Origin of the sequence: Streptomyces sp. NPDC008238 (assembly GCF_042956445.1) — a bacterium.
GTDB lineage: Bacteria > Actinomycetota > Actinomycetes > Streptomycetales > Streptomycetaceae > Actinacidiphila.
In genome coordinates, this window is sequence record NZ_JBIBGK010000001.1 from 741,602 (window position 1) to 766,650 (window position 25,049).

The 25,049-nt window shown below is 73.6% G+C and carries 25 protein-coding genes; 13 read left to right on the forward strand and 12 right to left on the reverse strand.

Annotated elements, in window-relative coordinates; all coding sequences use genetic code 11:
• The first annotated feature begins 179 nt into the window (after window positions 1-179).
• The 6 genes from ACFZAU_RS03430 (at window position 180) to ACFZAU_RS03455 (ending at window position 6,592) form a co-directional block, all read left to right on the forward strand.
• Window positions 180-2,477 carry an LLM class flavin-dependent oxidoreductase gene (locus ACFZAU_RS03430; RefSeq protein ID WP_500550864.1) on the forward strand — a complete coding sequence of 766 codons (2,298 nt, stop codon included), beginning with the start codon at window positions 180-182 and terminating at the stop codon, window positions 2,475-2,477.
• Between the two features lie 67 nt (window positions 2,478-2,544).
• A complete protein-coding gene (locus ACFZAU_RS03435; RefSeq protein WP_500550865.1) occupies window positions 2,545-3,246 on the forward strand; it encodes a TetR/AcrR family transcriptional regulator in 702 nt (233 codons plus the stop codon).
• A 138-nt stretch (window positions 3,247-3,384) separates the two neighbouring features.
• Window positions 3,385-3,921 carry a hypothetical protein gene (locus tag ACFZAU_RS03440; RefSeq protein WP_500550866.1) on the forward strand — a complete coding sequence of 179 codons (537 nt, stop codon included), beginning with the start codon at window positions 3,385-3,387 and terminating at the stop codon, window positions 3,919-3,921.
• An 11-nt stretch (window positions 3,922-3,932) separates the two neighbouring features.
• Window positions 3,933-4,625, forward strand: a complete 693-nt coding sequence (locus ACFZAU_RS03445) for a DedA family protein (RefSeq protein WP_500550867.1) — start codon at window positions 3,933-3,935, stop codon at window positions 4,623-4,625.
• Window positions 4,626-4,705: 80 nt separating this feature from the next.
• Window positions 4,706-5,701, forward strand: coding sequence for a hypothetical protein (locus tag ACFZAU_RS03450; protein ID WP_500550868.1), 996 nt, complete (start codon window positions 4,706-4,708; stop codon window positions 5,699-5,701).
• Window positions 5,702-5,854: 153 nt separating this feature from the next.
• A complete protein-coding gene (locus ACFZAU_RS03455; protein ID WP_500550869.1) occupies window positions 5,855-6,592 on the forward strand; it encodes a hypothetical protein in 738 nt (245 codons plus the stop codon).
• 19 nt (window positions 6,593-6,611) lie between these two features.
• On the opposite strand, the gene ACFZAU_RS03460 is transcribed toward ACFZAU_RS03455, so the two are convergent.
• A complete protein-coding gene (locus ACFZAU_RS03460) occupies window positions 6,612-7,007 on the reverse strand; it encodes a DUF2267 domain-containing protein (protein ID WP_499605055.1) in 396 nt (131 codons plus the stop codon).
• Window positions 7,008-7,300: 293 nt separating this feature from the next.
• Between ACFZAU_RS03460 and ACFZAU_RS03465 the strand changes: the two genes are divergently transcribed.
• Together ACFZAU_RS03465 and ACFZAU_RS03470 are read left to right on the forward strand one after the other, a co-directional pair.
• Entirely contained in the window at window positions 7,301-7,657 is a 357-nt protein-coding gene (locus ACFZAU_RS03465) for a DUF805 domain-containing protein (RefSeq protein WP_499605053.1), read from the forward strand.
• Window positions 7,658-7,764: 107 nt separating this feature from the next.
• Window positions 7,765-8,436: an ATP-dependent DNA ligase gene (locus tag ACFZAU_RS03470; RefSeq protein ID WP_500462745.1), complete on the forward strand. Its 672-nt coding sequence runs from the start codon at window positions 7,765-7,767 to the stop codon at window positions 8,434-8,436.
• Window positions 8,437-8,534: 98 nt separating this feature from the next.
• Here the strand turns inward: ACFZAU_RS03470 and ACFZAU_RS03475 are convergent, their stop codons facing one another.
• Window positions 8,535-9,986: an aldehyde dehydrogenase gene (locus tag ACFZAU_RS03475; protein ID WP_500550870.1), complete on the reverse strand. Its 1,452-nt coding sequence runs from the start codon at window positions 9,984-9,986 to the stop codon at window positions 8,535-8,537.
• Between the two features lie 82 nt (window positions 9,987-10,068).
• Window positions 10,069-10,920, reverse strand: coding sequence for an oxidoreductase (locus ACFZAU_RS03480; RefSeq protein WP_500550871.1), 852 nt, complete (start codon window positions 10,918-10,920; stop codon window positions 10,069-10,071).
• A gap of 173 nt (window positions 10,921-11,093) precedes the next feature.
• Between ACFZAU_RS03480 and ACFZAU_RS03485 the strand changes: the two genes are divergently transcribed.
• Window positions 11,094-11,639, forward strand: a complete 546-nt coding sequence (locus tag ACFZAU_RS03485) for a TetR/AcrR family transcriptional regulator (RefSeq protein ID WP_500550872.1) — start codon at window positions 11,094-11,096, stop codon at window positions 11,637-11,639.
• 36 nt (window positions 11,640-11,675) lie between these two features.
• Here the strand turns inward: ACFZAU_RS03485 and ACFZAU_RS03490 are convergent, their stop codons facing one another.
• The 5 genes from ACFZAU_RS03490 to ACFZAU_RS03510 form a co-directional block, all read right to left on the reverse strand.
• Window positions 11,676-14,558, reverse strand: a complete 2,883-nt coding sequence (locus tag ACFZAU_RS03490; RefSeq protein WP_500550873.1) for a SpoIIE family protein phosphatase — start codon at window positions 14,556-14,558, stop codon at window positions 11,676-11,678.
• Between the two features lie 47 nt (window positions 14,559-14,605).
• Window positions 14,606-14,899, reverse strand: a complete 294-nt coding sequence (locus tag ACFZAU_RS03495; protein ID WP_500550874.1) for a hypothetical protein — start codon at window positions 14,897-14,899, stop codon at window positions 14,606-14,608.
• A 180-nt stretch (window positions 14,900-15,079) separates the two neighbouring features.
• Window positions 15,080-15,733 (reverse strand): FMN-dependent NADH-azoreductase, encoded by a 654-nt coding sequence (locus ACFZAU_RS03500; RefSeq protein WP_500550875.1) that lies wholly within the window; start codon window positions 15,731-15,733, stop codon window positions 15,080-15,082.
• Between the two features lie 536 nt (window positions 15,734-16,269).
• Window positions 16,270-16,488, reverse strand: a complete 219-nt coding sequence (locus ACFZAU_RS03505; protein WP_500462751.1) for a hypothetical protein — start codon at window positions 16,486-16,488, stop codon at window positions 16,270-16,272.
• 164 nt (window positions 16,489-16,652) lie between these two features.
• Entirely contained in the window at window positions 16,653-17,015 is a 363-nt protein-coding gene (locus tag ACFZAU_RS03510; protein ID WP_499600951.1) for a hypothetical protein, read from the reverse strand.
• Window positions 17,016-17,399: 384 nt separating this feature from the next.
• Between ACFZAU_RS03510 and ACFZAU_RS03515 the strand changes: the two genes are divergently transcribed.
• Window positions 17,400-17,879, forward strand: coding sequence for a MarR family winged helix-turn-helix transcriptional regulator (locus tag ACFZAU_RS03515; RefSeq protein WP_500462752.1), 480 nt, complete (start codon window positions 17,400-17,402; stop codon window positions 17,877-17,879).
• 107 nt (window positions 17,880-17,986) lie between these two features.
• Here ACFZAU_RS03515 and ACFZAU_RS03520 read toward each other — a convergent pair whose 3' ends face one another.
• The 3 genes from ACFZAU_RS03520 to ACFZAU_RS03530 form a co-directional block, all read right to left on the reverse strand.
• Window positions 17,987-18,253 carry a hypothetical protein gene (locus tag ACFZAU_RS03520; RefSeq protein WP_500550876.1) on the reverse strand — a complete coding sequence of 89 codons (267 nt, stop codon included), beginning with the start codon at window positions 18,251-18,253 and terminating at the stop codon, window positions 17,987-17,989.
• Window positions 18,254-18,427: 174 nt separating this feature from the next.
• Window positions 18,428-19,063, reverse strand: a complete 636-nt coding sequence (locus ACFZAU_RS03525) for a DUF1345 domain-containing protein (protein ID WP_500550877.1) — start codon at window positions 19,061-19,063, stop codon at window positions 18,428-18,430.
• Window positions 19,064-19,212: 149 nt separating this feature from the next.
• Window positions 19,213-19,686, reverse strand: coding sequence for a carboxymuconolactone decarboxylase family protein (locus ACFZAU_RS03530; RefSeq protein WP_500550878.1), 474 nt, complete (start codon window positions 19,684-19,686; stop codon window positions 19,213-19,215).
• A 111-nt stretch (window positions 19,687-19,797) separates the two neighbouring features.
• On the opposite strand from ACFZAU_RS03530, the gene ACFZAU_RS03535 reads away from it, so the two are divergent.
• Entirely contained in the window at window positions 19,798-20,532 is a 735-nt protein-coding gene (locus tag ACFZAU_RS03535) for a class I SAM-dependent methyltransferase (protein WP_500550879.1), read from the forward strand.
• Between the two features lie 103 nt (window positions 20,533-20,635).
• Here ACFZAU_RS03535 and ACFZAU_RS03540 read toward each other — a convergent pair whose 3' ends face one another.
• Window positions 20,636-22,936 (reverse strand): esterase-like activity of phytase family protein, encoded by a 2,301-nt coding sequence (locus tag ACFZAU_RS03540; RefSeq protein WP_500550880.1) that lies wholly within the window; start codon window positions 22,934-22,936, stop codon window positions 20,636-20,638.
• A gap of 556 nt (window positions 22,937-23,492) precedes the next feature.
• Here ACFZAU_RS03540 and ACFZAU_RS03545 point away from each other — a divergent pair.
• Together ACFZAU_RS03545 and ACFZAU_RS03550 are read left to right on the forward strand one after the other, a co-directional pair.
• Complete coding sequence (locus tag ACFZAU_RS03545; protein WP_500462757.1) at window positions 23,493-23,627, forward strand: hypothetical protein; 135 nt, start codon at window positions 23,493-23,495, stop codon at window positions 23,625-23,627.
• A 35-nt stretch (window positions 23,628-23,662) separates the two neighbouring features.
• Window positions 23,663-24,811, forward strand: coding sequence for an FxsB family cyclophane-forming radical SAM/SPASM peptide maturase (locus ACFZAU_RS03550; protein WP_500550881.1), 1,149 nt, complete (start codon window positions 23,663-23,665; stop codon window positions 24,809-24,811).
• Window positions 24,812-25,049 lie beyond the last annotated feature (238 nt).

Here is a 25,049-nt window from a genome sequence, read left to right on the forward strand (position 1 = left end):
GCGCTTCCCGCAGCCCCGGCCGCACCGCCGGCGACCTCGCGTGCTGGGGCACGGCCACGGTCCCACTCCACGTCCGCCCCGAGCCGGCCGAGGAATACGTGGGTCCACAGATGTGCTGTCTTTTATATTATTTGCGAGGCAGATAAGCTGCTCGACAGCAGAACCAGAGGAACGACGTCATGCCCGACCACGGTCACGAACTCCTGCTCGGCACCTTCATCACCCCGACCGCCCACGACCCCGGGCAGGCCGTGGCCCTGGCCGAACTCACCGAAGCCGCGGGCCTGGACGTCGCGACGTTCCAGGACCACCCCTACAACCCGGACTTCCTCGACACCTACACGCTCATGACCTGGGTCGCGGCGCGGACGAGCCGCCTGCGCGTCGCGGCGAACGTCACGAACCTGCCGCTGCGCCCTCCCGCGATGCTCGCCCGCACGGCGGCCGGCCTGGACCTGCTGTCCGGGGGACGCTTCGAACTCGGCCTCGGAGCGGGCGCGTTCCCCGACGCCGTGCACGCCATGGGCGGCCGGCGCCTGACGCCGGGCCAGGGCGTGGAGGCGCTGGAGGAGGCCCTGGACGTCATCCGCGGCGTCTGGGCCGACGACACCCCCGGACCGCTGCGCCACGAGGGCCGGTACCACTCCGTCCCCGGGATGAAGCGCGGCCCGCGTCCCGCCCACGACATCGGGGTCTGGCTCGGCGCGTACAAGCCTCGGATGCTGCGCCTGACCGGCCGCAAGGCCGACGGTTGGCTGCCCACGCTCGAATACCTGCGGAGCCCCGGGACGGCCGAGGCCGGCAGGACGATCGACGAGGCCGCCCTCGCGGCGGGCCGCGACCCCGGCGAGATCCGGCGCCTGCTCAACATCCTCCGGGTGGACTTCTCCCCGGTCCGGCGCGGCCACCTCCAGGGGCCTCCCGCGCAGTGGGTCGAGGAACTGCTCCCGCTCGTCGTGGAGGACGGCTTCTCGGGGTTCTTCATCGGCGGGGACGACCCACGCGTGATCCGCACCTTCGGCGAGGAGGTGGCGCCCGCCCTGCGCGAGGCCGTCGCACGCGAACGGGCGGCCGCCGGTACGAGCACCGCCCCGCGCCGCCCGGCGGCCGTGCTCGCCGCCCGGCACGGCACCCTGGACTACGACGCCCTCCCGGATTCCCTGGCCGGGAAGGCCGTCGAGCCCGGCGACCGCGGCTACGAGGACGTGCGGCACACCTACACCCGCACCGGATCGCCCGCCCTCGTCGTCCGCGCCGAGAACGCCGACGACGTCGTGGCGGCCCTCGGCTACGCACGCGCCCAGCACGCGTCCGTCGCGGTGCGCAGCGGCGGCCACGGCATCAGCGGCCGGTCGACGAACGACGGCGGGGTCGTCATCGACCTCTCCCGGATGAACGCGGTCGAGGTGCTCGACCCGTCCACCGGACGCGTCCGCGTGGAGCCCGGCGCGCGGTGGGGGGACGTCGCGCGCGCACTCGCCCCGTACGGACTGGCCATGAGCTCCGGCGACTACGGCGACGTGGGCGTCGGCGGGCTCGCCACCGCCGGCGGCATCGGCTACCTGGCCCGCAAGCACGGCCTCACCGTCGACCACGTCACCGCGGCCGAGATCGTCGTCGCCGACGGCCGCAGGCTCCGCGTGGACGCCGCCCACCACCCCGGCCTGTTCTGGGCGGTACGCGGCGCGGGCGGCAACTTCGGCATCGTGACGGCCTTCGAGCTGCAGGCCTACGAGGTCGAGGACGTCGCCTACGCCACGCTGGTCGTCGACGCCACCGACACCGCGGACTTCCTGATGGAATGGGGCCGCCTGGTCGAGGCCGCCCCGCGGGAGATCAGCAGCTTCCTGTCCCTCTTCCCCGGACGGCGCGGCGCCCCGGTGACCGCGCGGATCACGCTGGTGTACGCGGGGGACGACGTCGAGGAGGCGCAGAAGGCCCTCACGCCCTTCCTGTCCACCGGGCCGGTCCTCGACCAGCAGGCGCAACTCGCCCCGTACCACGCGATCGTGGCACCCCCCGGGAACCGGCACCGCGGGCAGGGCCTGGAGGACACGCGCAGCGGACTGCTCCCGCACATGACCCGCGAGGCCGCGGAGACCGTCGAGGCGATGATGAGGTCCGGCGACCTCCTGATCATGCAGTTCCGGTCGATGGGCGGCGCCGTGCACGACGTCCCCGCGGACGCCATGGCCTGGTCGCACCGCACGCAGGAGTTCTCCGTCCTCGGCGCCACCGCCCCGGACCTCGTCCCGCGCATGAACGCCCAGTGGGCCCGGCTGCGGCCGCACCTGGACGGCATCTACCTGAGCTTCGAGACGGACACCGACCCGGCCCGCCTGACGGACGCCTTCCCCGAGCCGGCGCTCACCCGGCTGCGCCGGCTCAAGGCCGAGTGGGACCCGCAGAACGTCTTCGACCGCAACTTCCCGATTCCGCCCGCTACTTCGCCCGAGGACGACGCCGCCGAGCGGTAGGGACGCGGCCCGCGCCGCCCCCGTACGACGGCTCCGGAGGATCCTCTCCACTTGGTAAACTGGGCCCATGGCAGCGACCGAGAGCCCCCGATCCGCCGAACGGGGACTGCGTGCGGACGCCGCGCGCAACAGGCGGCGGATCGTGGTGGCCGCGCGCCAGATCTTCGAGGAACGCGGCCTGGACGCGCCGCTGGACGAGGTCGCCGAGCGCGCCGGTGTCGGCGCGGGCACGCTCTACCGGCGCTTCCCCTCGCGCGAGGAACTCGTCGAGGCGGCCTTCGAGGAAGAGCTGGCGCGGGTCGGCGCCATCGCCGAGGAGGCGCTGCTCTGCGAGGACCCGTGGACCGGCTTCAGCACGTTCGTCGAGCGGCTGTGCGCCGCCATGGCGGCCGACCGCGGCATCAGCGACCTGCTCGTCCTCAGGCTCCCCAACTCGCCGGTGGCTGCGGGCTCCTGCGAACGCCAGAGCCGGGCCCTGGCCGAACTCGTCCGCCGGGCCCAGGAGGCGGGAGCCCTGCGCGAGGACGTCGTCCCGGAGGACGTCCTGCTCTTCCTCATGGCCAACGCCGGGGTCGTCGAGGTGACCCGGGGCGCCGCGCCGCACGCCTGGCGGCGCCTGGTGGCCTTCCTGCTGGAGGCCTGCCGGCCGGTCCACACCGGCCCCCTGCCGGCCGCGCCGACCCCGCTCCAGACCCGGCGCGCCCTGCTGGGGAACGCCGAGGCCAAGGGCCTGCGGGCGCCGGACCGCGGGCGGCACGGCCTCAACTGACCGCCGTGCCCGCGGGCGCGTGCGCTGTTAGCTGCGTCACGGTGGAAATAAGCGGAGAGCCAAGTCCGGTTGCCTGATCGGAAGACGATGTCGACGCGCCGCCGTGGCGACGCGGACCCGGCTGATCAGGAGACCGCCGTGAACCCACCACCCTCCGCGAGAGACGGCTGGACGGCGCTGGGGCAGGACGCGGCACACGTGCTCGACCGGATCCACTCCGTGGCCCCCTGGCCCCTGATGGCGGTGACGCTGCTGTGGCTGGCCCACCGGCACCCCGCGGTCTACGTCCGCGTCGCCGTGGCGCTCCTGCTGTCCAGCGGTGCCGGGCTCGCGCTCTCCGCGTCGATGGGGCGGGTGCCGGTGCGCGGGACGTCCCCGGCCCGTGACTACCTGGCGGACTACTTCGCGCTGCCCGGTGCGGGAGCCGGCTGGTACCTCCTGACGGCGTTCGCGGTCGTCGCCACCGTGCCGGCCGCCTGGGCGCGGATCGCCGTCGCGGCGGTGGCCCTCTCCTCGGTGGCCGCGGCCGTGGCCACCGCCGACGACCCGGTGGCCGGCGCCCTCCTGGCCGCGGGCGTGCCGGTGCTCGCCTGGTTCACCGCACGCCTCCTGCCCCACCGGCGGCGCTCACCAGGCTCCGCACCCGACGCGGCCCCGCTGCGGCAGGCGGGCTGACGGCCGTGCACGTGGACGGTCTGATCGAGGCGGCCGGTTGGTGGACGTACATCGTCGTGTTCGCCGTGACGGCGGGGGAGACCAGCGCGTTCGTCGGACTGCTGCTCCCCGGCGAGACGGTCATCCTCCTGGCGTCCGCCGTCGCCGGCCGCGGTGACCTGGACCCCCTGCTCCTGGCCGCCGCCGTGGTCACCGGCGGCATGGCCGGGGACAGCCTCGGTTACGCACTGGGGCGGCACTGCGAGCGACACCCCGGCACCCGGCTCCACCGCATACGGCCCGACAGCCGGGTCGGACGCGCCCAGCACTTCCTGGTCCGGCACGGCGGCGCGGCCGTGTTCACGGGCCGGTTCGTCGGCTTCGTCCGCACCTTCCTGCCGTTCGTCGCGGGGGCGTCCGGCATGCCGTACCGCCGTTTCTTCCTCTACAGCAGCGCCGCGTCGCTGGTCTGGGGCGTCGGCAACGTGCTGCTCGGCTACTTCGCCGGTGCGGCCGCCACCGAACTGCTGCACCGCGCCGGGCTCTTCGCGATCCCCGTGCTCGTCGCCGCGGCCGCGGGCGCGCTGGTCCTCACCCGCCTCCTGTCCCGGCGCCGCCACGGGACGGCGCGGGCCGCGTCGCGCGTCGTGGCGAAGGGCGGAACCGCCCGACGCACGCCGGAACAGGCCGCGACGGACGCCTACACCGCCGCCCGCGAGTCCTGACCCCCGGCCCGGTGACCCGGCCCGGGCGACCGCCCGGTATTCGTTCGCCCGGCGTTTCCCCGGCCGCGTACGGTCAGGGCATGACGAGGACGACACCGGCCAGACCAGTGTCCGTGGAAGCGGTGTTCCCCGAACTGGCCGCCCACCGGGGTCGTACGACCCGGCTGCACCCCAGGCCGGGGCGGCCCGGCCGGCACGACAGCCATGTCGGCGGGCCCATGCTGTGGCCCGAGGGCGAACCCTGGCCGGTCTGCCCCGAACCGCACCGGCCCGAGACGAAGGGCTACGCGCCGGAGGACATCCGCAGGGCCCGCGCTGCGGACACGTGGCCGCCGCAGCGGCCGTGGCCCGGCACGGCAGCTCCCGGCGAGGACGGACCGGTGCCCTTCGTGGGACTCGCCCAGATCTTCCGCCGGGACGTCCCCGCTCTGGCCTCCGGCCCCGGCGGCGCGGATCTCGTACAGCTGTTCCGCTGTCCCTTCACCCACGGCCCGTACCTGGAACGCCGCTACCACCTGCGGTGGCGGCGCTCCGCGGAGGCCGAGCGCGCCGGACAGCACCTGTCCACCGCCCCCGAAGTGCCGCTTCTGCCGTGGGAACACGAACTCCCCGAACCCTGCGTCCTGCACCCCGAGGAGGTGGACACCTATCCCTGGGCGGAGGGCGACGCCCTTCCCGCCGCGCTGATCGCGCGCATCGACGCGTGGGACGACGCCCAGGTGCCGGAAGGCGGCCGCGACGCCCTCAGTTACCAGTCCGACCTGTCCGTACCACCCGGCTGGCGTGTCGGCGGCTTTCCCAGCTGGGCGTCGACGGGCCCGATGACCGTCGACTGCGGGTCCTGCGCGGCCCCGATGCGGTTGCTGCTGACCGCCGCGGGTCACGAGACAGACGCCGCCCCGCACAGCTGGGTGCCGCTGGAGGACCGCGACCCGGCGACGCACGGGACGGGCCCGATCCGCGGCGGACGGGCCGTCGCGAGTCCCACCCGGCTCCGCTTCGGCCGTGACCGGGACCTCCACGTGTTCATCTGTCCGGCCGGCCCAGCGCACCCGCCCCGGTGGGTGCTCAGCTAGCGCCGTGACGGGCAACAGCCGCCCCACGGCGACGGGGTGACGGCGCCACCGCCGGCGGACACGGCTCGGTGCGGCACGACGACTTCCCTCGTCCCGGGCCTCGTCCTCAGCTCGTGGCTCGCCCCCGTCGCGCGACGGCGCTAGGCTCCGCGGGTGCCCGAGACGGAGATCGTGACAGCCGGCGAGCGCCTCGACCTTCGTGCGGAGGCGAGGGCCGCACTCTGGGGCGGGTGGCCGGAGTTCATCCTGCACGCGCCGTCCTCGGCGGAGTACCGGCGCCGGGCGCTGGAGTACTTCCCGCGGTTCGACGTGCTGCTGCTGGACGGCGGTGAGGTGGTGGCCGGCGGGGCGGGGGTCCCGCTGCGCTGGGACGGCGAGGCCGGGACGCTGCCGGGCGGTTACGACGGCGCCCTGGCCTCGGCGGTGACCGGGCACGAGGCCCGCGCGGTGCCGGACACCCTCTGCGTCATGGTCGCGGCCGTCCGTCCGGACCGCCTCGGGGGCGGGCTCGCCGGCGAGGTGCTCACCGCACTGCGCGAGCGCGCCGTGGAGGCCGGACTGCGGCGTGTGATCGCACCGGTACGGCCCACCCTCAAGGCGCGCTACCCGCTGGTGGGGATGGAGGACTTCGCCGGCTGGACGCGCCCCGACGGGCTGCACCTGGACCCCTGGATCCGCACCCATCAACGGCTCGGGGCCACCGTCCTCGCGCCCGCGCCGCGCTCCATGGTGATCCCCGGCACCGTGGCCGAGTGGGAGGCCTGGGCGGACATGGTCTTCCCGCGCACCGGCGGTTACGTCGTGCCGGGCGCGCTCGACCTCGTGGAGATCGACCGCGAGCGGGACCTGGGCGTCTACGCCGAGTCCAACCTGTGGATGCGGCACCTGTAGCCGCCCCGGGGCGGCCGGCTCAGGCGGCGCTGACGAGGTCGTCGCGGCCGAACAGCGGCGCGTAGTCGCAGGGCAGCTGGTGCAGGACGCGCGTGGTCAGGTCGCGGCCGGCCAGCCGGGCCACCACGGCCAGCACGGTGCAGCTGTCCCAGCGGGCCGTGGCCGGGGTCCCGCCGGTGCGGGCGGCCAGGTCCTCGACGAAGGCTCCGCAGGTGATGGGCCGGATCTCCGGGATCTCGGCGGTGAAGACCAGGGCCGCCTCGACGGGCAGGCACGCGGCCAGGGCGACGCGTTCGTCGCCGATGAGCCGCCTGCCCAGGGCGGCGAGCACCGCCCGCACGGCCTCCTCGGCCCGTTCCCGGGTCGGGTAGACGCCGTCGTACCGCACCCGCTCCAGCATGTGGTCGAACGTCATGGACGCCGTGGGCCGACCCGTTCGGGGCTGGGGGGACATCGGTGGACCTCCGCTGTGGGTGTGCGTGCCGGCCGGTGGGCCCGGCCGTTCGCGCCCCGTCTACCCCCGAAAGCGCGGAGTATGACCGACGGCCCGCCACCCGGACGGCAGGACCGCACCGTCATGGAGCGGACCGGGCTCCTCCACCATCGGATTCCCGCCGAATGTCTTGACTTGTACACTACAAAACCGTACATTCCGCCTGCCCGCCCGCTCCGGACGGGCATCGGGTCGTCGACCTTGGGGGGTTCCGCATGCACTGGTACCTGGACGTGCTCAGGAAGTACGCCGTCTTCGGCGGGCGCGCGCGCCGCACCGAGTACTGGATGTTCGCGCTGGTCAACCTGGTGATCAGCATCGTGCTGCTGTTCGTCGGCCGCGCCATCGGCTTCGACTACCTGCAGTCGGTCTACGCGCTCGCGGTGCTCCTGCCCACGCTCGGCGTCTCCGTCCGCCGCCTGCACGACACCGGTCGTTCCGGTTGGTGGCTGCTGATCGGCCTCGTGCCGTTCCTCGGCGCGATCGTCCTGCTGGTCTTCTTCTGCATCGAGGGCGGGCCCTCGGAGAACGAGTACGGCGCGAACCCGAAGTTCAGCGGCGCGCCCGCCTGATCGCCGCGCGCCCCGCGTGGACCCGCTCCCGGCCCGCCCGGCCGGGAGCGGGTCCCCGCCGCCCGGGACGTGCGGTGTTTGATTCGCCGGTCGGGGGGTGTGGGGGGATGCTGGTGTATATGGGTACGCGTGTTCCTGCGGGGTCGGTGGCTCGGTCGGATCTGCCCGCGTGGTCGCCGATGCTGGCGGTGGCGGGTCCGTTGCCGGGGGCGGAGGTGGAGGCGGAGTACGGGTTCGAGCCGTTGTTCAACGGGGCGCGGGTGCTGGTGTATCTGCCGGGGGACGGGCAGGTGCGGTTGGTGTCGGGGATCGGGCAGGACGTGACGGGGGGGTATCCGGAGTTGCGGGGGTTGGCGGGGGTGTTGCCGCCGGGTCTGGTGGGGGTGCTGGACGGGGAGGTGGTGGCGTTGGGGAAGCACGGTGGGGTGTCGGTGGAGCGGTTGCAGCGGCGGATGAGTCTGCGGCATCCGGCGGCGGTGGCGGAGGCCGCGGAGGCGATGCCGGTGCGGTTGGTGGTGTACGACATCCTGTACTTGGGGGAGCCGGTGTTGCATGCGCCGTATACGGCGCGGCGGGCGTTGCTGGATGATCTGGGGGTGTCGGGGGAGCGGGTGGTGGTGCCGCCGTACTGGCCGGCGATGGCGAGTGAGGCGTTGCACTACATCCGGCAGGAGGGGTACGACGGGGTGGTGGCGAAGCGGTTGACCAGTACGTATCTGCCCGGTCGCCGCAGCCGTGACTGGATCAAGGTCAAGAACCTGCACGCCGACGGCTCCTGACGCCGACGGCCCCCTGACATCGACCGGACCCGGACCCCAACCCGTGGCCGCCGGGCCCGGGGCGCGCCACGCACCGTCCGGGCCCGGCGGCCGCACAGTCACCGCCTGCGGGTGACCGTCTTGTGCTCGACGTAGCCGGTCAGGCCGACCGCGCCGTACTCGCGGCCGACGCCGCTCGCCTTGTAGCCGCCGAACGGGCCGTCGAAGCTCATCGGGGAGCCGTTGAGGGTGACGGTCCCGGTGCGCAGCCGGCGTGCGACGGCCAGCGCGCGCTCGGGGTTCGCGCTCCATACGCCGCCGGACAGGCCGTAGTCGGAGTCGTTGGCGATCCGCACGGCCTCGTCCTCGTCGTCGTAGGCGATCACGACCAGCACGGGGCCGAAGATCTCCTCCTGGGCGATGCGCATGCCGTTGTCGACGTCCGCGAACACGGTGGGCGTGACGTAGTGGCCCTTCTCCAGACCGGCCGGCACCTCGGGACCGCCGGTGACCAGGCGGGCGCCCTCCTCGATGCCCAGCTTGATGTAGTCGATCACGCGCTGCTGCTGGTCGCGGCGGATCATGGGCCCGATGAAGGTGTCCGGCTCCGAGGGGTCGCCGACCTTCAGCGACTCCACCATCTCCTTGAGGGCCGTGACGACCTCCTCGTAGCGGCTGCGCGGAGCCAGGATCCGGGTCTGCAGGATGCAGGCCTCGCCGTTGTTCGCCAGCGAACCGAAGCGCAGCCCCTGCATCACGGCGGACAGGTCGGCGTCCTCCAGGACGACGGCCGCGGACTTGCCGCCCAGTTCGAGGCTGACCCGCTTGAGCTGCTCGCCGGCGATCGAGGCGATGCGCCGCCCGGCGCGGGTCGACCCCGTGAAGGCGATCTTGTCGACGTCCGGGTGGGAGACGAGGTGCTCGCTGGTCTCCCGGTCCGCGGGGAGCACGCTGAGCACGCCGTCCGGGAGCCCCGCCTCATGGAAGAGGTCCGCCAGCAGCATCATGCTCAGCGAGTTCTCCGGGGAGACCTTCAGCACCACGGTGTTGCCCGCCAGCAGGGCCGGGGTCAGCTTGGCCGTGGCCGCGGAGAAGGGCGAGTTCCAGGGGATGACCGCGGCGACCACGCCGACGGGCTCGCGCCTGACGACGGTGTCGAAGTCCACCGAGGGGTCGGAGGGGGCGAGGACCTCCTCCCAGCCGAGCTCCGCGGCGGCCTTGAGGTAGGCCTCGACCTGACGGGTCAGGAACGGCTGGCCGGCCTTGGTGAACCAGCCCGCCGAACCGTTCTCGGCGGAGATGGCCGCCGCGATCTCGTCGGCACGGGCCTCGCGCAGCGCGTTGACCCGGCGGATCACCTCCTGCCGCTCCTTGGGGTCGGTGCGCGGCCACGGTCCGTGGTCGAAGGCCTCGCGCGCCGCGGCGACGGCCGCGTCCACGTCCGCGTCGGCCGCCTGGGCCACCCGGCCGAGGAGCGACTGGTCGTGCGGGGAACGGATGTCGAGGAGGAGGTCCGGGTCACTGGGGGTCACCCAGGAGCCGCCGATGTAGAGCATGTCGCGAACGTTCATCAGTCACGTCTTCCGGTACGAGGGGCGAGGTACGAGGGGCGAGGGGTCGGGACGGAGGGGGAGGGCGGGCAGGGTCGCGGGGTCACGCGGACAGGGGTGCGGCGGGGTGGTCCGTGGAGCGGCTGACATGCGCCCACGCCCTGGCCTCCGTGAGCCGCGCCTCCTCCGCGCCCAGCGCGATCTCCAGGGCGTCGCTGCCGAGCAGCAGGCGGCGCGGGGGCTCCTCGGCGCCGACGACGTCGACGATCGCGCGGGCCATGCGGGCCGGGTCGCCCGGCTCGTGGCCGCTGTAGGCCGTGAAGCGCTCCTGCCACCGGCCGACGGTCTGCTCGTAGTCGGCGCCGATCGGGCCCGAGGTCAGCGCGGCGCCCGCGGCCCAGCCGGTGCGGATGCCGCCCGGCTCCACGATGGTCACCTTGATGCCGAGCGGGGCCACCTCGTTCGCCAGCACCTCGGAGAAGCCCGCGACCGCGAACTTGGCGGTCTGGTAGGCGCTGAGGCCCGGCGTGCCGCCGACGCGGCCGCCGATGGAGGAGATCTGCACGAAGTGTCCCGAACGCCGGCCGCGCAGTACGGGCAGCGCCGCCCGCGTCACGTTGACGACGCCGAAGAGGTTCGCCTCGACCTGTGCCCGGAACTCGTCCTCCGGGAAGTCCTCCACCGTGCCGTTGGTGGCGTAGCCCGCGTTGTTGACCACGACGTCGAGGCCGCCGAAGCGCTCGACCACCGCCGCGACCACGTCCCGTGCCTGCGAGGGCGAGGTGATGTCCAGGGCGAGGCTCTGGAGCCGCCCGGGGTGTGCCTCCGCCAGGTCCGCCAGCGCCTCCGGCCTGCGCGAGGTCACCGCGACCCGGTCGCCCGCCTCCAGGGCCGCGACGGCGAGGGCCCTGCCGAGGCCCTGCGAACCACCGGTGATCAGCCAGGTACGTGCCATGGAAGGTTCCTCCTGTCCTGTGACGAGCGCTCCCGGGCCGATGGGCGGAACCGGGATCACTGTGGAAGCTCGTCGAGTAACTGCAACACCAATGTAGCACTATCAATTCCGGATGCAGCGGTCGTGAGGGTGATGTACGTCTAACTGCGACTCGCTGTTACGATGGCGCCATCATGAGAGCCGATGCCGCACGAAACCTCGCCGTGGTCCTGCGCACCGGGGCCCGGCTGCTGGCCGAGGACCCGGGCACCTCGATGTCCGCCATCGCCACCGCGGCGGGGGTGGACCGGACGACCGTCCACCGCCGCTTCGCCACGCGCGAGGCCCTGCTCAACGCCGTCTTCCACGCGAAGCTCGACTCGGCGGAACGCGTCCTCGACGATGCGCGGCTCACCGAGGCGCCCGTGCCCGTCGCCCTGCACCGCTACGTGGAGGGGATCGTCCCCGTCAGCCGCGAGTGGCCCGTCGACACACGCCGCATGATGCAGCAGGACCCCGACGCCGACCGCCGGCGCGCGGAGCAGAGCGCGCGACTGGACGACTTCCTGCGGCGCGCCGCGGACGAGGGCCATCTGCGGACCGAGGCCTCCCCGGAGTGGGTGAGGGCGGTCCTCGACCAGCTGGTGGACTCCGTCGCCCACCGCTTCCCCGAGGTGGAACCCCCGCGGGCGGCGGACCTCGTGGTGGACGCCTTCCTCAACGGCTTCGGGCGGTCCTGACCCCGTCGGCCCTCGGGGAGCCGGCCGTCCGGCCGGTCATTGCAGGGGCGGCACCGCGTCGATGTCGAACGGTTCCGGCGACGGCGCGACGGCCTCGGGGTCCGGGAGCTGCTGCGCCGTCCAGATGCACTTGCCGTTCGGGGTGTAGCGGGTGCCCCACCGCTGGGACAGGGACGCGACGAGCTGCAGCCCCCGCCCGCCCTCGTCCGTCTCGGACGCGTGGCGGATGCGGGGCATCGTCAGGCTGTCGTCGGAGACCTCGCAGACCAGGTCGATGTCCCGCAGCAGCCGCAGCGTCATCGGGCCCCTGCCGTGGCGCACGACGTTCCCCACCAGCTCGCTGGCGAGCAGCTCCGTCGTCGGCGTCAGCTCCTCCAGGCCCCAGGTGGCCAGTTGCTCCCGTACGAGCCGGCGGGCCGTCCCCGCCGCCCGCGGGTCCTCGGGCAGCGGCCAGCAGGCGATCCGCTCGGTGGCGAGCGCGTGGACGCGGGCCACCAGGAGCGCGATGTCGTCGCTGGTGGTCCGCCCGATGGGGAGCAGTCCCGAGATGAGGGTGTCGCAGAGCGCGCCCAGGTCGGTGGCGTCGGCGGCGGTCAGCAGCCGCGCGAGGTCGCCCAGGCCCTCGTCGATCTCGCGCTCGGAGGACTCGACCAGCCCGTCGGTGAAGAGCACGAGCAGGCTCTCCTCCGGGACCTGCAGCTCGACGCTCTCGAACGGCTGCTCCGCGGCGCCCAGGGGAGGGTTCGGCGCGGCCTTGGGGAAGCGCACGGTCCCGTCGGGATGGACGACCGCGGGCGGGGGGTGCCCGGCGCGGGTGACGGAACACGTGCCGGTGGTCGAGTCGTAGAGGACGTACAGGCAGGTGGCGTAGGAGTCCGCGCCGAGCCCGCCGACGATGTCGTTGAGGTGTCCCATGATCTCGTCGGGCGGCAGTTCGAGCCCCGCCAGCGTGTGGACCGCCGTGCGCAGACGTCCCATGGTGACCGCCTCGGACAGGCCGTGGCCCATCACGTCGCCGATGACGAAGGCGACCCGGCCCGCGGACAGCGGGATCACGTCGTACCAGTCGCCCCCGACGTCCGCGCCCTGCTCGGTCGGCAGGTAGCGGGCGGCGAGGGTGCACGACGGCAGCCCGGGCAGTTGCTGGGGGAGCAGGGCGCTCTGCAGTTCCCGGGACCGGGTGTGCTCGGCGTCGTACAGCCGCGCGCGTTCCAGGGCGTGGGCGACCAGGGCGCTGATGGCGCTCAGCAGGGTGCGCTCCTCGTCCGTCAGACGCCGCGGCCGGTCGAAGGCGAGCACGCAGACCCCGAAGGTGAGCCCGGAGGCGCTCAGCGGCAGGAAGGCCCACGATCCCTTCCCCGTCAGGTGCGGGCGGTCCGCCATCGCCGGGTAGCGGGCCGCGTACTCCTCCGCGGAGGAGACGAACACCGGCCCGCTGGTCGAGATCGCTTCCCACACCGGGTCGTTGGCGCCCCGGGGACGGCCGTGGAGGTTGTCGAGGAAGGACTGGGGGTAGCCGACCGACCCCACGTTGTAGGCCCTGCCGTCCTCCAGGGCCTGCACCAGCAGCCCGGTGGCGGCGAACGGCGGCAGCACGCGCTGGGCGACGGCGTCCACCACGTCGCGCGAGGTCGTCGCCTTGGCGAGGGCCGCGGTGAGCTCCGCGATCCTGGTCGCGCGTTCACCGGCGGCGCGCTCGGCGGCGGCGCGTTCGGCCTCGTGCCTGCGCCGCTCGGTGACGTCGGTGAAGTAGAGGGTCACCCCGTCCGGCAGCGGCACCAGCCGGACCTGGTAGCAGGAGCCCGTGTCCGGCATCCGGACGTCGAAGCTGGTGGGCACCGCCTTGGCCGCGGCCTCGCGGCAGCGGGACTCCAGCCCGGGGATCTGCCGGAGCGACGGCAGCGTCCAGAGCACCCGGCCGAACAACTCCTCCTCGGAGGAGCCGAGCACGTCCTCCGCCTCCAGGTTGACGAAGGTGATGCGCCAGTCCTCGTCCGCGGAGAGGAAGCCGTCGCTCATGTACCGCAGGGCGCGGCTCAGCGCGTCGCGCGCGGACCGCGACTCGTTGCTCTCCCACGCCGTACCGATCATCCGGTACGGCTCGCCGCGGTCGTCCAGGACGACCTTGGCGCGGGTCTCCGTCCACCCGTAGCTGCCGTCGGGGCGGCGCACCCGGTACTCGGCCTCGAATATCCCGCGGTCCCGGATCGCCTTCTCCGCGGCGGCGAGCGTCCACCGCAGGTCGTCGGGGTGGACGACCTTCATCCAGCTCTCGACCCGGGGCACGAAGTCGGCGGGAGCGGTGCCGTAGACGGCCATCGCCGCGTCGTCCCAGGCGAGTTCGCCGGTGCGGATGTTCCAGTCCCACGTGCCCACCTCGACGGCCTTCAGGGCCTGCCGCAGCCGGCTGCCGCTGGGCTCCTCGTGCGTGGGGCGGGTCGGGGGCGGGGCCTGGTCCACCCGCTCCTGCGCCCAGGCGGTCACCGCCTCGAGGAACCGCCACTGCTCCTCCGTGGGCTCCCCGCCCGTACCGGTCACGACGGTCAGCGACCCCACGGAACTCACGCCGTCCGACAGCGCCACGGACGCCAGCCCCGTGCCGGGCCAGCCCTTCCCCGCCTCCGCCCCGGGGCGGACGGCGCCGGCCGGCCCGTCGGCGGCCCACACGCGGCCGCACCGGCGCACCGCGCGGGCGGGGACCGCCGGGCTCTCCTGGTCGATGATCTCCCAGGGACGTACGGCCCCCGGTGACAGGCCGACCGTGGACACCAGACGCAGCGCCGACATCGGCCCGCACAGGTGGACCGTGCCACCCAGCCCGTTCAACTCGGCGACCGCGTGCTGCAGCGCCAGCCGGAGCACCTCGCCCTCGGCGATGCCCTTCTCCACAGCGGCGAGCAGCGCCAATCGGTCGTTCACCATGTAAATGTACATTTCGTGAGGAAAGTAAGCAGGCGAGGGGGGCCTTACCCGACGCCCGGGGCCCGCCCGGGTTCCGGGGCGCCGCCGGACCCGGGGCCGTCGCCCGGTTCCTCCTGGAGGTGCAGGAGGAAGAGCGCGTTCAGCACGTCGTCCGACATGCCGGCCAGGACGGCCTCCGGCGTGGTGGCCATCGCGTGGGCGAGGTCGTCCACCAGGTGTGCCAGACCGTCGATGCCGGACTCCTGCCCGCGCGGGGCGGGGACGGGGGCCGGGCCGGGGTCCGCCGGGCGGTGGCGGTCACCGGCGTCGCGATGGGTGGTGGTCGTCTGGTTGCTCATGCGCATCTTCCGAACGGGCGGGGGCCGCCGCGGCGGGAGGCCGTGGGAGGGGTTCCTGACACGGCCAAGGCTGCGTCAACGCGGCCGGGCCTGCCACGGAACGCTGTTCCTATGCCTACCGGTACCAGGCCGGGCGAGGGGGCGTGTCCCGCCCGTCCCCGGGCGGGACACGACCGGGCGTCAGGCGGCCCCGACGCGCCGCGCGACCTCCTTGCCCTTGGTGGTCGCGTCCTCCAGCGCCCGGGCCCACGAGGCCTCGGCCAGCGGGACGAGCTCGGCCATGGCCGGGTTCGAGGCCGCCGCGGTCAGCTCGGGGACGATGAAGTCCAGGTCGAAGCCCATGTACTCGCCGAGGATGGCCCGCAGGTAGTTCTGGACGTACTCGGAGGACTCCCGCGGGGTCCCCGGCGCGTAGGAGCCGCCGCGGCTGGCGACGACAGTGACCGGCAGGCCCTTCACGCTGGAGGTGTCACCGGTCGTGCGGCCGACCAGGAGCACGTGGTCGATCCAGCTCTTGAGGGTCGAGGGGATCGTGAAGTTGTACATCGGGGCGCCGAGGAGCACGGCGTCCGCCCGCTCCAGCTCCTCGATCAGGGTCAGCCGTCCCGCGAAGGCGGCCTCCTGCTCGGGGGTGCGGGATGCGGCGTCGACGAAGGCCGCGGAGAAGCCGTGCACGTCGAGGTGGGGGAGCGGGTCCGCGGCGAGGTCGCGGTGGAGCACGGTGCCGTCCGGGTGCTGCTCCTGCCATGCGTCGCGGAAGTTCAGTGCGACGGTGCGGGAGCGGGAGCCGGAGCCCGGGTGGAGGGAGGAGTCGAGATGCAGCAGGGTGGCCATGTGAAGTTCCAGTCGCGTCAGGCGTGTTCGGGTCCTCGTGGGGCGGCTCCCCGGCGTCGTGTCGCCGGGGAGTCCCGTGGCCCGCGTCGCCGGGGGGTGGCGAGGTGCGGGTCCCACGGATCCACCGTGGGGCACCGGGGTGGCGCCGGACAAAGAGAGGATTAGTCACTAACTTTTAGTAAGTTGGTGCGGGTGCGACGGCGAACTCCGCTGACGGCGGCGGGAGTCGGGCGATCCGGTGGAGCGCCGGGGCATGCGGAAAGCCCCCGGTCCGGAGGGGCCGGGGGCGGCGCGGGCGCGGGGTTCGAAGCCGGGGCGCCTGCCCGGGAGCACATGGGTCGTGCGGTGTGCGGTGCGTGGGACCGGCCGGGGTCGTCCGGGGAGGGCCTTCCGGCGGTCCGTCAGGGAGCGCCGGGCGTACGGCCGACTCCGCTCCGCGGCGGGGGAGTTCGTCGTCCTGTCCTGCGTCGGCCCGGTGCGGTCACGGGCCGGTGGTTCGTCGCGCCGGGGCCGGACGGAACGGCGCCGGCGGTGCTTCAGCCGCGGACGGCCGTGGTGCCGGACCCGGACGCGCCGAGCGGGCGGCGGTGGGCGCCCGTGCCCGGGGTGCCGACGGCGGTGAGGCGTTCGCCGGCGGGCCGGCCGCGGTGCCGTCCGGTGCCGGACGCGGCGGCCGGGGTCGGCAGGCGCCGCATCGCCACGAAGGCGTTGGTGAGAAGGCCGCCGGACCTCGTCGTCGGGGTGGTCTCGAGCATGGTGTTCTCCGGGTCTTGTCGAAGGGGGCGGGGGCCGGCCGGTGCCGGGCCGTGCGAGGACGGGCGGCTCGGCACCGGCGTGGCTCCCTGCCCTGGCGGCCGGGACGTCGTCCGGTCGCGGGGGTGTGCGCGCTCCGGCGGGGCGTGCCGGATCCGGTCGGGCCTCAGCGGACGGGTCCGTGACCGTAGGACAGCCACACGGTCACCCAGTGGCCGTGGCTCCAGCGGGCCAGACGGTGGCCGTCGAAGCGGTAGAGCTTGCCGTCGTACCCGTGCCAGTACTGCACGGCGTGGTGGCCGTAGTCGTAGTGGTGACGGGTGATCTCGTCGTTCCAGCGCCGGTCGGCGGTGCCGCTGCGGTCGCCGTACCCGCCGCCCCACGCCGCGCCGGTGATGGTCGCGGTCTGCCGCTCCTGACCTGTGGGCCGGGGGGCGGCGGAGGCGGAGCCCGTGGCGCCGAGCAGGGCGGTGCCGGCGAGTGCCACCGAGGCGGTGGAGGTGGCGATGATGCGCGTCCACTTGTTCATGACTGTTCTCTCCTTGCTGTGCCCCGGTGTGCGGGGCGTCGGACGACGGTCCGGCCGGTGGGCCGGTCCCCGTCGTGCGGGGGCGATTCCGCGGGGCCGCCGGGGCGGGGCTCCTGGTTCGCAGGCGCTGGATCCGTGGGACCGGCGTCGCTCTGAATCGCTGATGGATGGAACCTAACAGATGATTGACAGGGGTCAATCGTTTGTGCGGTGTGACCATCGCCTCGCGCAAGGAATCGGGAGAAGTGGAATAACCCGGCACGAAGATCCCTCGCCCGGATCGGTGCATCACCTTCCAAAAGTGGTGCGAACGGCCGCCGTAATCGTTGAGGGTCATGGATTACCTGCCGATCACGATGGTTTGCGGCGCGCTATGATGGACCCATGGCAGTGGACGAGATCGCGGTTGAGGGTGCTGCCGGCGGCGACCCGCTGGAGCAGCTCGGTTTCCTGCTGGCCCGGCACGGCGCCATCGCCGACAGCCGCGTCCGGCGCGCTTTCGGCTCCTGCGGCCTCGCGCCGCGCGCGGGAGCCACGCTGATGCTGCTCGGCGGGTGCGGATCCATGGGGCAGCAGGGTCTTGTCGCGGCGCTCGAGGTGGATCCGAGCATCATGGTCGCGATCCTCAACGACCTCGAGTCCGCGCAGCTCGTCGAGCGCCGCCGTGACCCGGCCGACCGGCGCCGGCACATCGTCGCCATCACGGACCGGGGGCGCGGCGTCCTGGCGGAGGCCAGGGCCGCGGTGGACGAGGTCGAGCGGGGCCTGTTCGGTGACCTGTCCCCGGAGGAGATCGTGGTGCTCCGCGGACTCCTCGCCCGGGTGCGCACCTCGCCGGTCGACGACTTCTGCTCCGAGAACTGATTCCGGGCTCCTGACGCCGTCCGGCCCGTTCAGGCGCCCGCGCGCACCGGAACGGCGACGGCACCGGGGAAGCCGGAGGTGCCGGCGGTGGGCCGCTCAGTCGAGGATCACGCCGTTGTAGACGCGCCGTTGCCACCGCTGTTCGGCCGGCTCCCGCCGTCGTTCCGGCCGTCGTTCCCCCAGCCCCTGTCCCCGTGGCCCCAGCCGCCGCCGTGACCGCCACCCCGGCCGGAGGACTTCGCCGCGGCCGCGTGCGCCTCGGACGGCGTGCCGGCGGCGAACGCGCTGGTGGGCAGGAGTGCCCCTCCGGCGGCCAGGGTGGTCGCGGCGGCGAGGGTGACGAGACGCGTGGTGCGGCGGTTGGTGCCGGTCATGGTGGTGGTCCTTCGGGAGCGAGTGCGGAGGGGTTTCCGGTGGTGTCCGGTGGGCCGCCCCGGGGGGAGTTACCCGATGCCTCCGGTAAGCCGGGCGCGGCGCCCGGCGTCATGTCGCTGCAATTCGGGACTGGACGGAAACGCGCTGCTCGGGACAGGGGCGTTCGGCTGGGGTCAGCCGGTGACCATCCCGGCGACCAGGTTGATGGTGGTGGCCAGGATGCCGGTGCCGAAGACGTACGACAGCAGCGAGTGCCGCAGCACCGTCGCACGGATCGCCGGGCTGGAGACGTCCGTGTCGGAGACCTGGTAGGTCATGCCCAGGTTGTAGCTGAAGTAGAGGAAGTCCCGGTACGTCGGGGGGTGCGGGGAGTTGAAGTCGATCCCGCCCGCCGCGGCCGCGTAGTAGAGGTACCCGTAGCGCGCGGCGTACATCAGGTGGAGCGCCGCCCAGGCCATGAACACCCCGGCCAGCGCCGTCGCCGCCGCGGCGTGGCCGCGGTCCGTGCCGCCGCGCAGGAGCAGGACGACGATGGCGAGCAGCCCGCACAGGGCCGCGCCGACGACCACGAGTTCCTCGACGACGGGCCGGAAGTCCTCCCGGCGGGCGTTGCGGTGGGTGGCGGTGGCGTCCATCGGCCACAGGACGAGCCAGCCCGTCACGACGAAGAGCGCCTCCGTCGCGGCGATCCCGGCGAGGACGCCCAGCGCCCCGTCCTCCAGGACGCCGACGGCCGCGCCGACGGCCGCCCCGACGACGACCGCGCCGGCCAGCCGGGGGACCGCGGAGAGCGGCGAACTGGTCCTCATGCCGCATCACGCTACAACCCGGCGTCCCCGGCCCGTGGCAGCGGCACTTGGGGTGTCCGGAGGGGCCGGCGGCGGCCCGGCGTGCGCCGGCCCCGCGCCGCGGACGGCGTGGGGCCGGTGTTTCCCGCCCGCGGACCGGGGGCGCTCCCTCAGCCGAACTGGCCGGGCTGGTAGTCGCCGGCGGGCTGACGGTTGATGACGTTGACGCGGTTGTAGGCGTTGATGACGGCGATGAGGCCGATCAGGGCGACGAGCTGGTCCTCGTCGTAGTGCTTGGCGGCGTTCGCCCAGACCTCGTCCGTGACACCGCTGGCGGCGTCGGCGATGCGGGTCCCCTGCTCGGTGAGTTCCAGGGCGGCGCGCTCGGCCTCGGTGAAGACGGTGGCCTCGCGCCAGGCCGCGACCAGGTTCAGGCGCACCGCGGTCTCGCCCGCCGCGGCGGCCTCCTTGGTGTGCATGTCGGCGCAGAACGCGCAGCCGTTGATCTGGCTGGCGCGGATCTTCACCAGTTCCCGGGTCGCCGCGGGCAGCCCCGCCTCCGCCGACACCCTGCCGGCCGCGTTGATGTGCTTGAAGAACGTGAGGGCGAGGGCGTTGCCGAACAGGTTCACACGGGCTTCCATGGTGGGCTCCTCCTGCGTGGTGACGGTTACGCAGCCATGACGGACGAGCCGGGGGAAATGTGACGCGCACTCGGATGTGACGTGGGTCTCCCCTGGGGTAGCGTCCCCCGCATGCCCGACGAGGAGTTCCGGCACCCGCGGCTCGCGGCGTTGTACGACGCCCTCGACGACCCCGGCCGGGGCGACCTCGACGCGTACCTCGCGCTGGCGCGGGAGCGCGACGTGCACCGGGTGCTGGACATCGGCTGCGGCACGGGGGTGTTCGCACTGCGACTGGCCGGTCTGGGCGTCGAGGTCGTCGCCGTCGATCCGGCCGGGGCGGCCCTCGACGTCGCCCGGGCCAAGCCGGGGAGCGCGCGGGTCCGATGGGTCCACGGCGACGCCACGGCGCTTCCGCCGCTGCGGGTGGACCTGGCGACGATGACGGCCAACGTCGCCCAGGCGATCGCCGGCCCCCTGGCCTGGCGGCGGACCCTGCGGGGGGCGTACGAGGCGCTGCGGCCGGGCGGGCGCCTGGTGTTCGAGACGCGGGACCCGGCGGCCCGCGCGTGGGAGGGGTGGAACCGCGCCGCGTCGCACCGGGTCGTGGACGTGCCGGGCACGGGGCCTGTGGAGCACTGGGTCGAGCTGCTCGACGTCAGCGGGCCGCTGGTGACGTTCCGGTGGACGTACGTCCTGGGTGCCGGCCGTGAGGTGCTGACCTCGACATCGACCCTGCGCTTCCGCGGGCGGGAGGAGGTCGAGGCGGCGCTCGCGGCGCAGGGGTACGTCCTCGACGGCGTACGGGACGCCCCGGACCGGCCGGGCCGGGAGTTCGTCTTCCTCGCGCGCCGTCCGGAAGCCTGACCGCGCCGGCCCACATGCCGCGGACCGGCATGCCGCATGCCGCCGACGCGTACGGCCGCCGGTGGACCGGCGGCCGTACGCGTCAGGTCGGGCGGGGAGGCGATCAGCGCTTGCCGAAGACCTTCTTGCCGGAGCCGAGGTCCAGGAAGACCGTCTCGCCGGTGGCGTCGGCCAGGGCGTCGTTGTCGGTCACGGCGTAGACGTGGCCGTCACCGCCCACGCTGAGGCCCTCGAGCTTCTCCTGGGTCCAGCCGTTGGTCGCCCGCAGTTCGGGCAGCACGTCGACGGCCAGCTTCTTGGGCAGCACCTGGAGCGGGCCCGAGGCGGCGGCGGACTTCGGCATGTCGACGGTGTACACGCGCTTGATCTTCGCGGCGGGGCCGTTCAGCTTGTCCCGCTCGATCAGGGCGAGCTTGTCGCCGACCGCGGTGATCTCGGACAGGCCGATCCAGTCGCCGGGGGTGTCCGTGGTGCCGATCCGGTAGCCGAACCAGCTCCAGGTGCCCGACGCGACGTCGTAGCGGCCGATCCGGACGATCCCGGCCGGGTCGCCCTTGACCTCACGCTGCAGGGTGGCCCAGACCACCTCGCGGCCGTGGCGGTCGGTGGTGGCGGTGACGCCCTCGAAGCCCTGCTTCGCCAGGCCCGCGGCGACGTCCGCCGGGAGCGTGACGACCTGCCGGGTCACGCCGTCGCGGTCGAGGCGGACCAGCTTGTTGCCGTCGCCGGTGGCACCCTCGACGGCGAGCCAGAAGCCGCCCTGCGGACGGGCGAAGACGCCCTCGGCGTCGTAGCCGACCGGCTTGCCGTCGGCGTCCTTGACCGTGAGGGTCCGGGTGATGACCGCCGGCTTCCGCGAGGTGTCGATGGTCATGATCTTGGTGACGGAGTACGCCGCGTCGGTGACCGTGTACAGCTCGTGCGGCCGGCCGGGCACGGCGGACAGCGCGCCGAGCGCGCCCCAGCCGATCGGCGCGCCGGTGGAGTCGGAGGCCGAGACCACGCCCGGGAACGAGGGGGTGCCCTTGCCCAGCCGGAACAGGCTCACCGAGGCCCGCACGTTGACCGAGGCGTCGTCCTCCTCGCTGGAGACCGCGAGCATGTCGCGCGACGGGATCGGCAGCAGCCCCTCGGGGCCGTTGGTGGTGGCCAGCATCTGGCGGAAGACCGGGGCGGTCGGGCGGCTGACGTCGTAGACGGCGACGAAGTTGCTGCGCTCGCTGCCGACGAAGGCGTACCGCACGCCGTGGAAGGTGGCGACGACCACGCCCTCCGGCTCGGTGCCCTTCTTGCCCGCGCGGTCCTCGTTGTGCAGGCCGTAGCGGACGGCGAGGCGCTCGAAGCTGTTGCCCGCGTCCCAGGCGACCTTGCCGGTGCGGCTGTCGAAAACGGTCCAGCCGCGCGTGCCGCCCTTCCAGTCGCCCTCGTTGGCCGTCGCGAAGTAGCGGTCGTCGATCCAGTTGACGGCGTCGGGCTCGCGCCGGACGTCGGTGATCGAGCCGGTCTGGTCGATGACACCGTCCTTGACGGTGTCGATGCCGCGGACGGTGGCCGTGCCGGCGCTGAAGGCCTTGGTGATGCGGCCCGTCGGCAGGTCCATCAGGACGATGCCGTTGTTCTCCTGCAGCGTCAGGACCAGCTGGTTGCGGTCGTTGACGGCGACGTACTCCGGCTCCGGGTCGGTGGGCTCCACGATCCCGGCGGCGGTCAGCACGGGCAGCGCGCTGCCGTCGGGGCGGGTCAGCGGCACCGCCCGGGTGCTCCAGTGCTGCGGCGAGGCGCCCTTGAGGTCGACGATCTGCACGAAGCCGGCCGGGGCCTGGGGCAGGTCGCCCTCCTCGCCGCCGGGCGGGGTCGCCTCCTCGTCGCGCTCGTTCTCGATCGCGATCGCGGCGTACCGCTTGTCCTTGGTGACGGTGATGGAGTCCGGCTGGCCGCCCAGGTCGAAGCTGGTGACCCGCTTGCGGTCGCGCAGCGATATGACGTCCAGACGCCCCGAGGGCGTGGCGTAGCCGCTGCTGGTGTTCACCACGACCAGCACGTACTGGCCGACCACGGCCACGGAGGTCGGTTCGTCCTCGGCCTCGCCGAGCGAGGCCAGCGACAGCGTGCCCAGCCCGCGCGGGCTGTTCGGCCTGGTGATGTCGAGGAAGCCGATCCGCCGCGCCAGGGCGTCGGTGTAGACCAGGGTGCGGCCGTCCTCGCTGACCGCCGAGATCTCGGCGACGGTCGCGGTGGCCGGGTCCTCGCCCGCGGGCCGGTTCTGGAAGACCGGGTAGGTCGCGGTGCGCTGGAAGGTCGGCGTCACGTGCGGGTGGTGGGCACTCGCCGGGCTCGCGGCCACCAGTGTGCCGGCAGCGACAGCCGCGGTCGTGAGCGCGGCGTAGGTTCTCTTGGGGAGCATCGTCTCTCCGTTGCGCTAACGGTCGGAAAGGCGATCATCTCGCCACCGGACCAGCACAATCGGGCGTCCAGGTGAACAACCGGCGAAGATCGTCCGCGCGGGGTGACCGGAACGCCCCGGTCCGTACGGGTGCGGGTCGTGGGCCCGAACCGCCGACGCATCAGGAACTGGTGACGGACCGTCAACCGCATCCTCGGGGCGCCCCGCGGTGGGAACGGCGACGGGGCCGGCCGCGGTGGCACGCGGTGACAGGCGCCCGGTGAACGGGAACGGCCGGAAATCCGCCGTGCGCCGGCGCTGCGTCGCGGGTGCGCCGCCCGATGCCGCGGGGGATCGTGTGAAGGTGTCCGGGAGGCGGTCTGGCCTGGTCCGTGGCGCTGTGCTTCCCTGGAAGGAACACTTCAGCAGGAGCGCGGGGGAGCCGGCGGTGACACCCGAGGGCTCCAGCCACGTCCGATTCCGCACGCGTCGGCAGGATCGAGCCATCGTGGGCGGCAAGGGGTACCGGGGGCATTGGTCGATGGAAACGGCACCACGTGACGCGCACGGCGATGTCATGAACCTGCGCATCGAGGCGGAGCGGCTGCGCGCGCTCCCACCGTGCGCACTGGTGAAGTCGCTGCTCCGCGTCATGGAGGACCGGTCGGAGCAGGCTCCCGACCCGCACACCGGATTCGATTCCTCGTTGTGACCCCGGAGGGGTGAGGGCCCGGCGGGAGGTCGGTGATGGAGGCGACGCGGCCCATCCACGAGTTCGTGGTGAAGGTGCACGGCCGGTGCAACCTGGCTTGTTCGTACTGCTACGTCTACGAACTCCGCGACAGCAGCTGGCAGCACAAACCCGCCGTGCTGTCGCGTGCCCTCGCCGAGCGCCTGGCGACCCGGATCGCCGAGCACGCGGAGCGGCACCGGCTGCCGTCCGTCAGGGTCGTCCTGCACGGCGGCGAGCCCCTGCTGGCGGGGCGGCGCAGGGTCGAGCACCTGCTGCAGTCGGTGCAGGGGGCGGCGCACGGAATCACGTCCGTGGAATTTGCCGCACAGACCAACGGGACGCTGCTGAACCCTGGTTGGATGGACCTGTTCCGCCGCCACGGTGTGCGCGTGGGGGTGAGCCTCGACGGAGGCAGGGACGCCAGTGACCGCCACCGCCGCACACATGGTGGCCGCAGCAGCCACGCTGCTGCCGAGAGGGGGATCGGGCTCTTGCGGCGCGCGGAGAACGCCGGCTTATACGGCGGCCTGCTGTGCACGGTCGACCTCGCCAACGATCCCCTCGTCGTCTACGAAGCGCTGCTGAGCCACCGGCCCCCGCTCATCGACCTGCTCCTCCCGCACGCGACCTGGGAGTTCCCGCCCCCGGGCCACGACCCCGCGACGGCTCCCTACGGCCGCTGGCTGCGCACGGTGTTCGACCGCTGGTACGCGGCACCGGTCCGCGAGACCCGGATCCGGATGTTCGAGACGATCATGGACCTGGTGCTCGGCGGAAGGGCCACCGCCGAGGCCGTGGGACTCGACCGCCCGCCGTTCGTGGTCGTGGACACCGACGGCTCGATCGAGCAGCCGGACTCGCTGAAGGCGGCGTACGAGGGCGCCACCGCCCTCGGCCTGGACATCGGCGCGGACGACTTCGACACCGCCGCGGCCCACCCCCTGCTGCGCGACCAGGGCCGAGGGCTGGCTTCCCTGTCCGCCGAGTGCCGGGCCTGCGACGTCGTGCGGCTGTGCGGGGGAGGGTTACGCGCGCACCGCTACCGCCCGTCCGGCGGATTCGCCAATCCGAGCGTCTACTGCGCCGATCTCAAACTGCTGACCGAACACATCAGGGACCGGGTCACCGCCGACGTCCGCGCTCTGATCGGAGGGGCGTCATGACGGCCCGCACGCCGTCCGCCGGCACGGCCGGACGGTCCATGGCGGGTACCCGTCCGGCTGAACCTCCGGCGCGCCTCGACGGTGCTCGCGTACCCCGCCGCCCCCGCGGCCGGCCGGGCCGCCCACCGGGTCCGCTCCCCTTGTCCCCGCAGCGCACGGGCGCGCCGAGCAGGCGCCCGTACGGGCGGTGCGGAAAGCCTGATCAGGAAGGGGTGACGGTCCGGATGCGCGCCCGTCT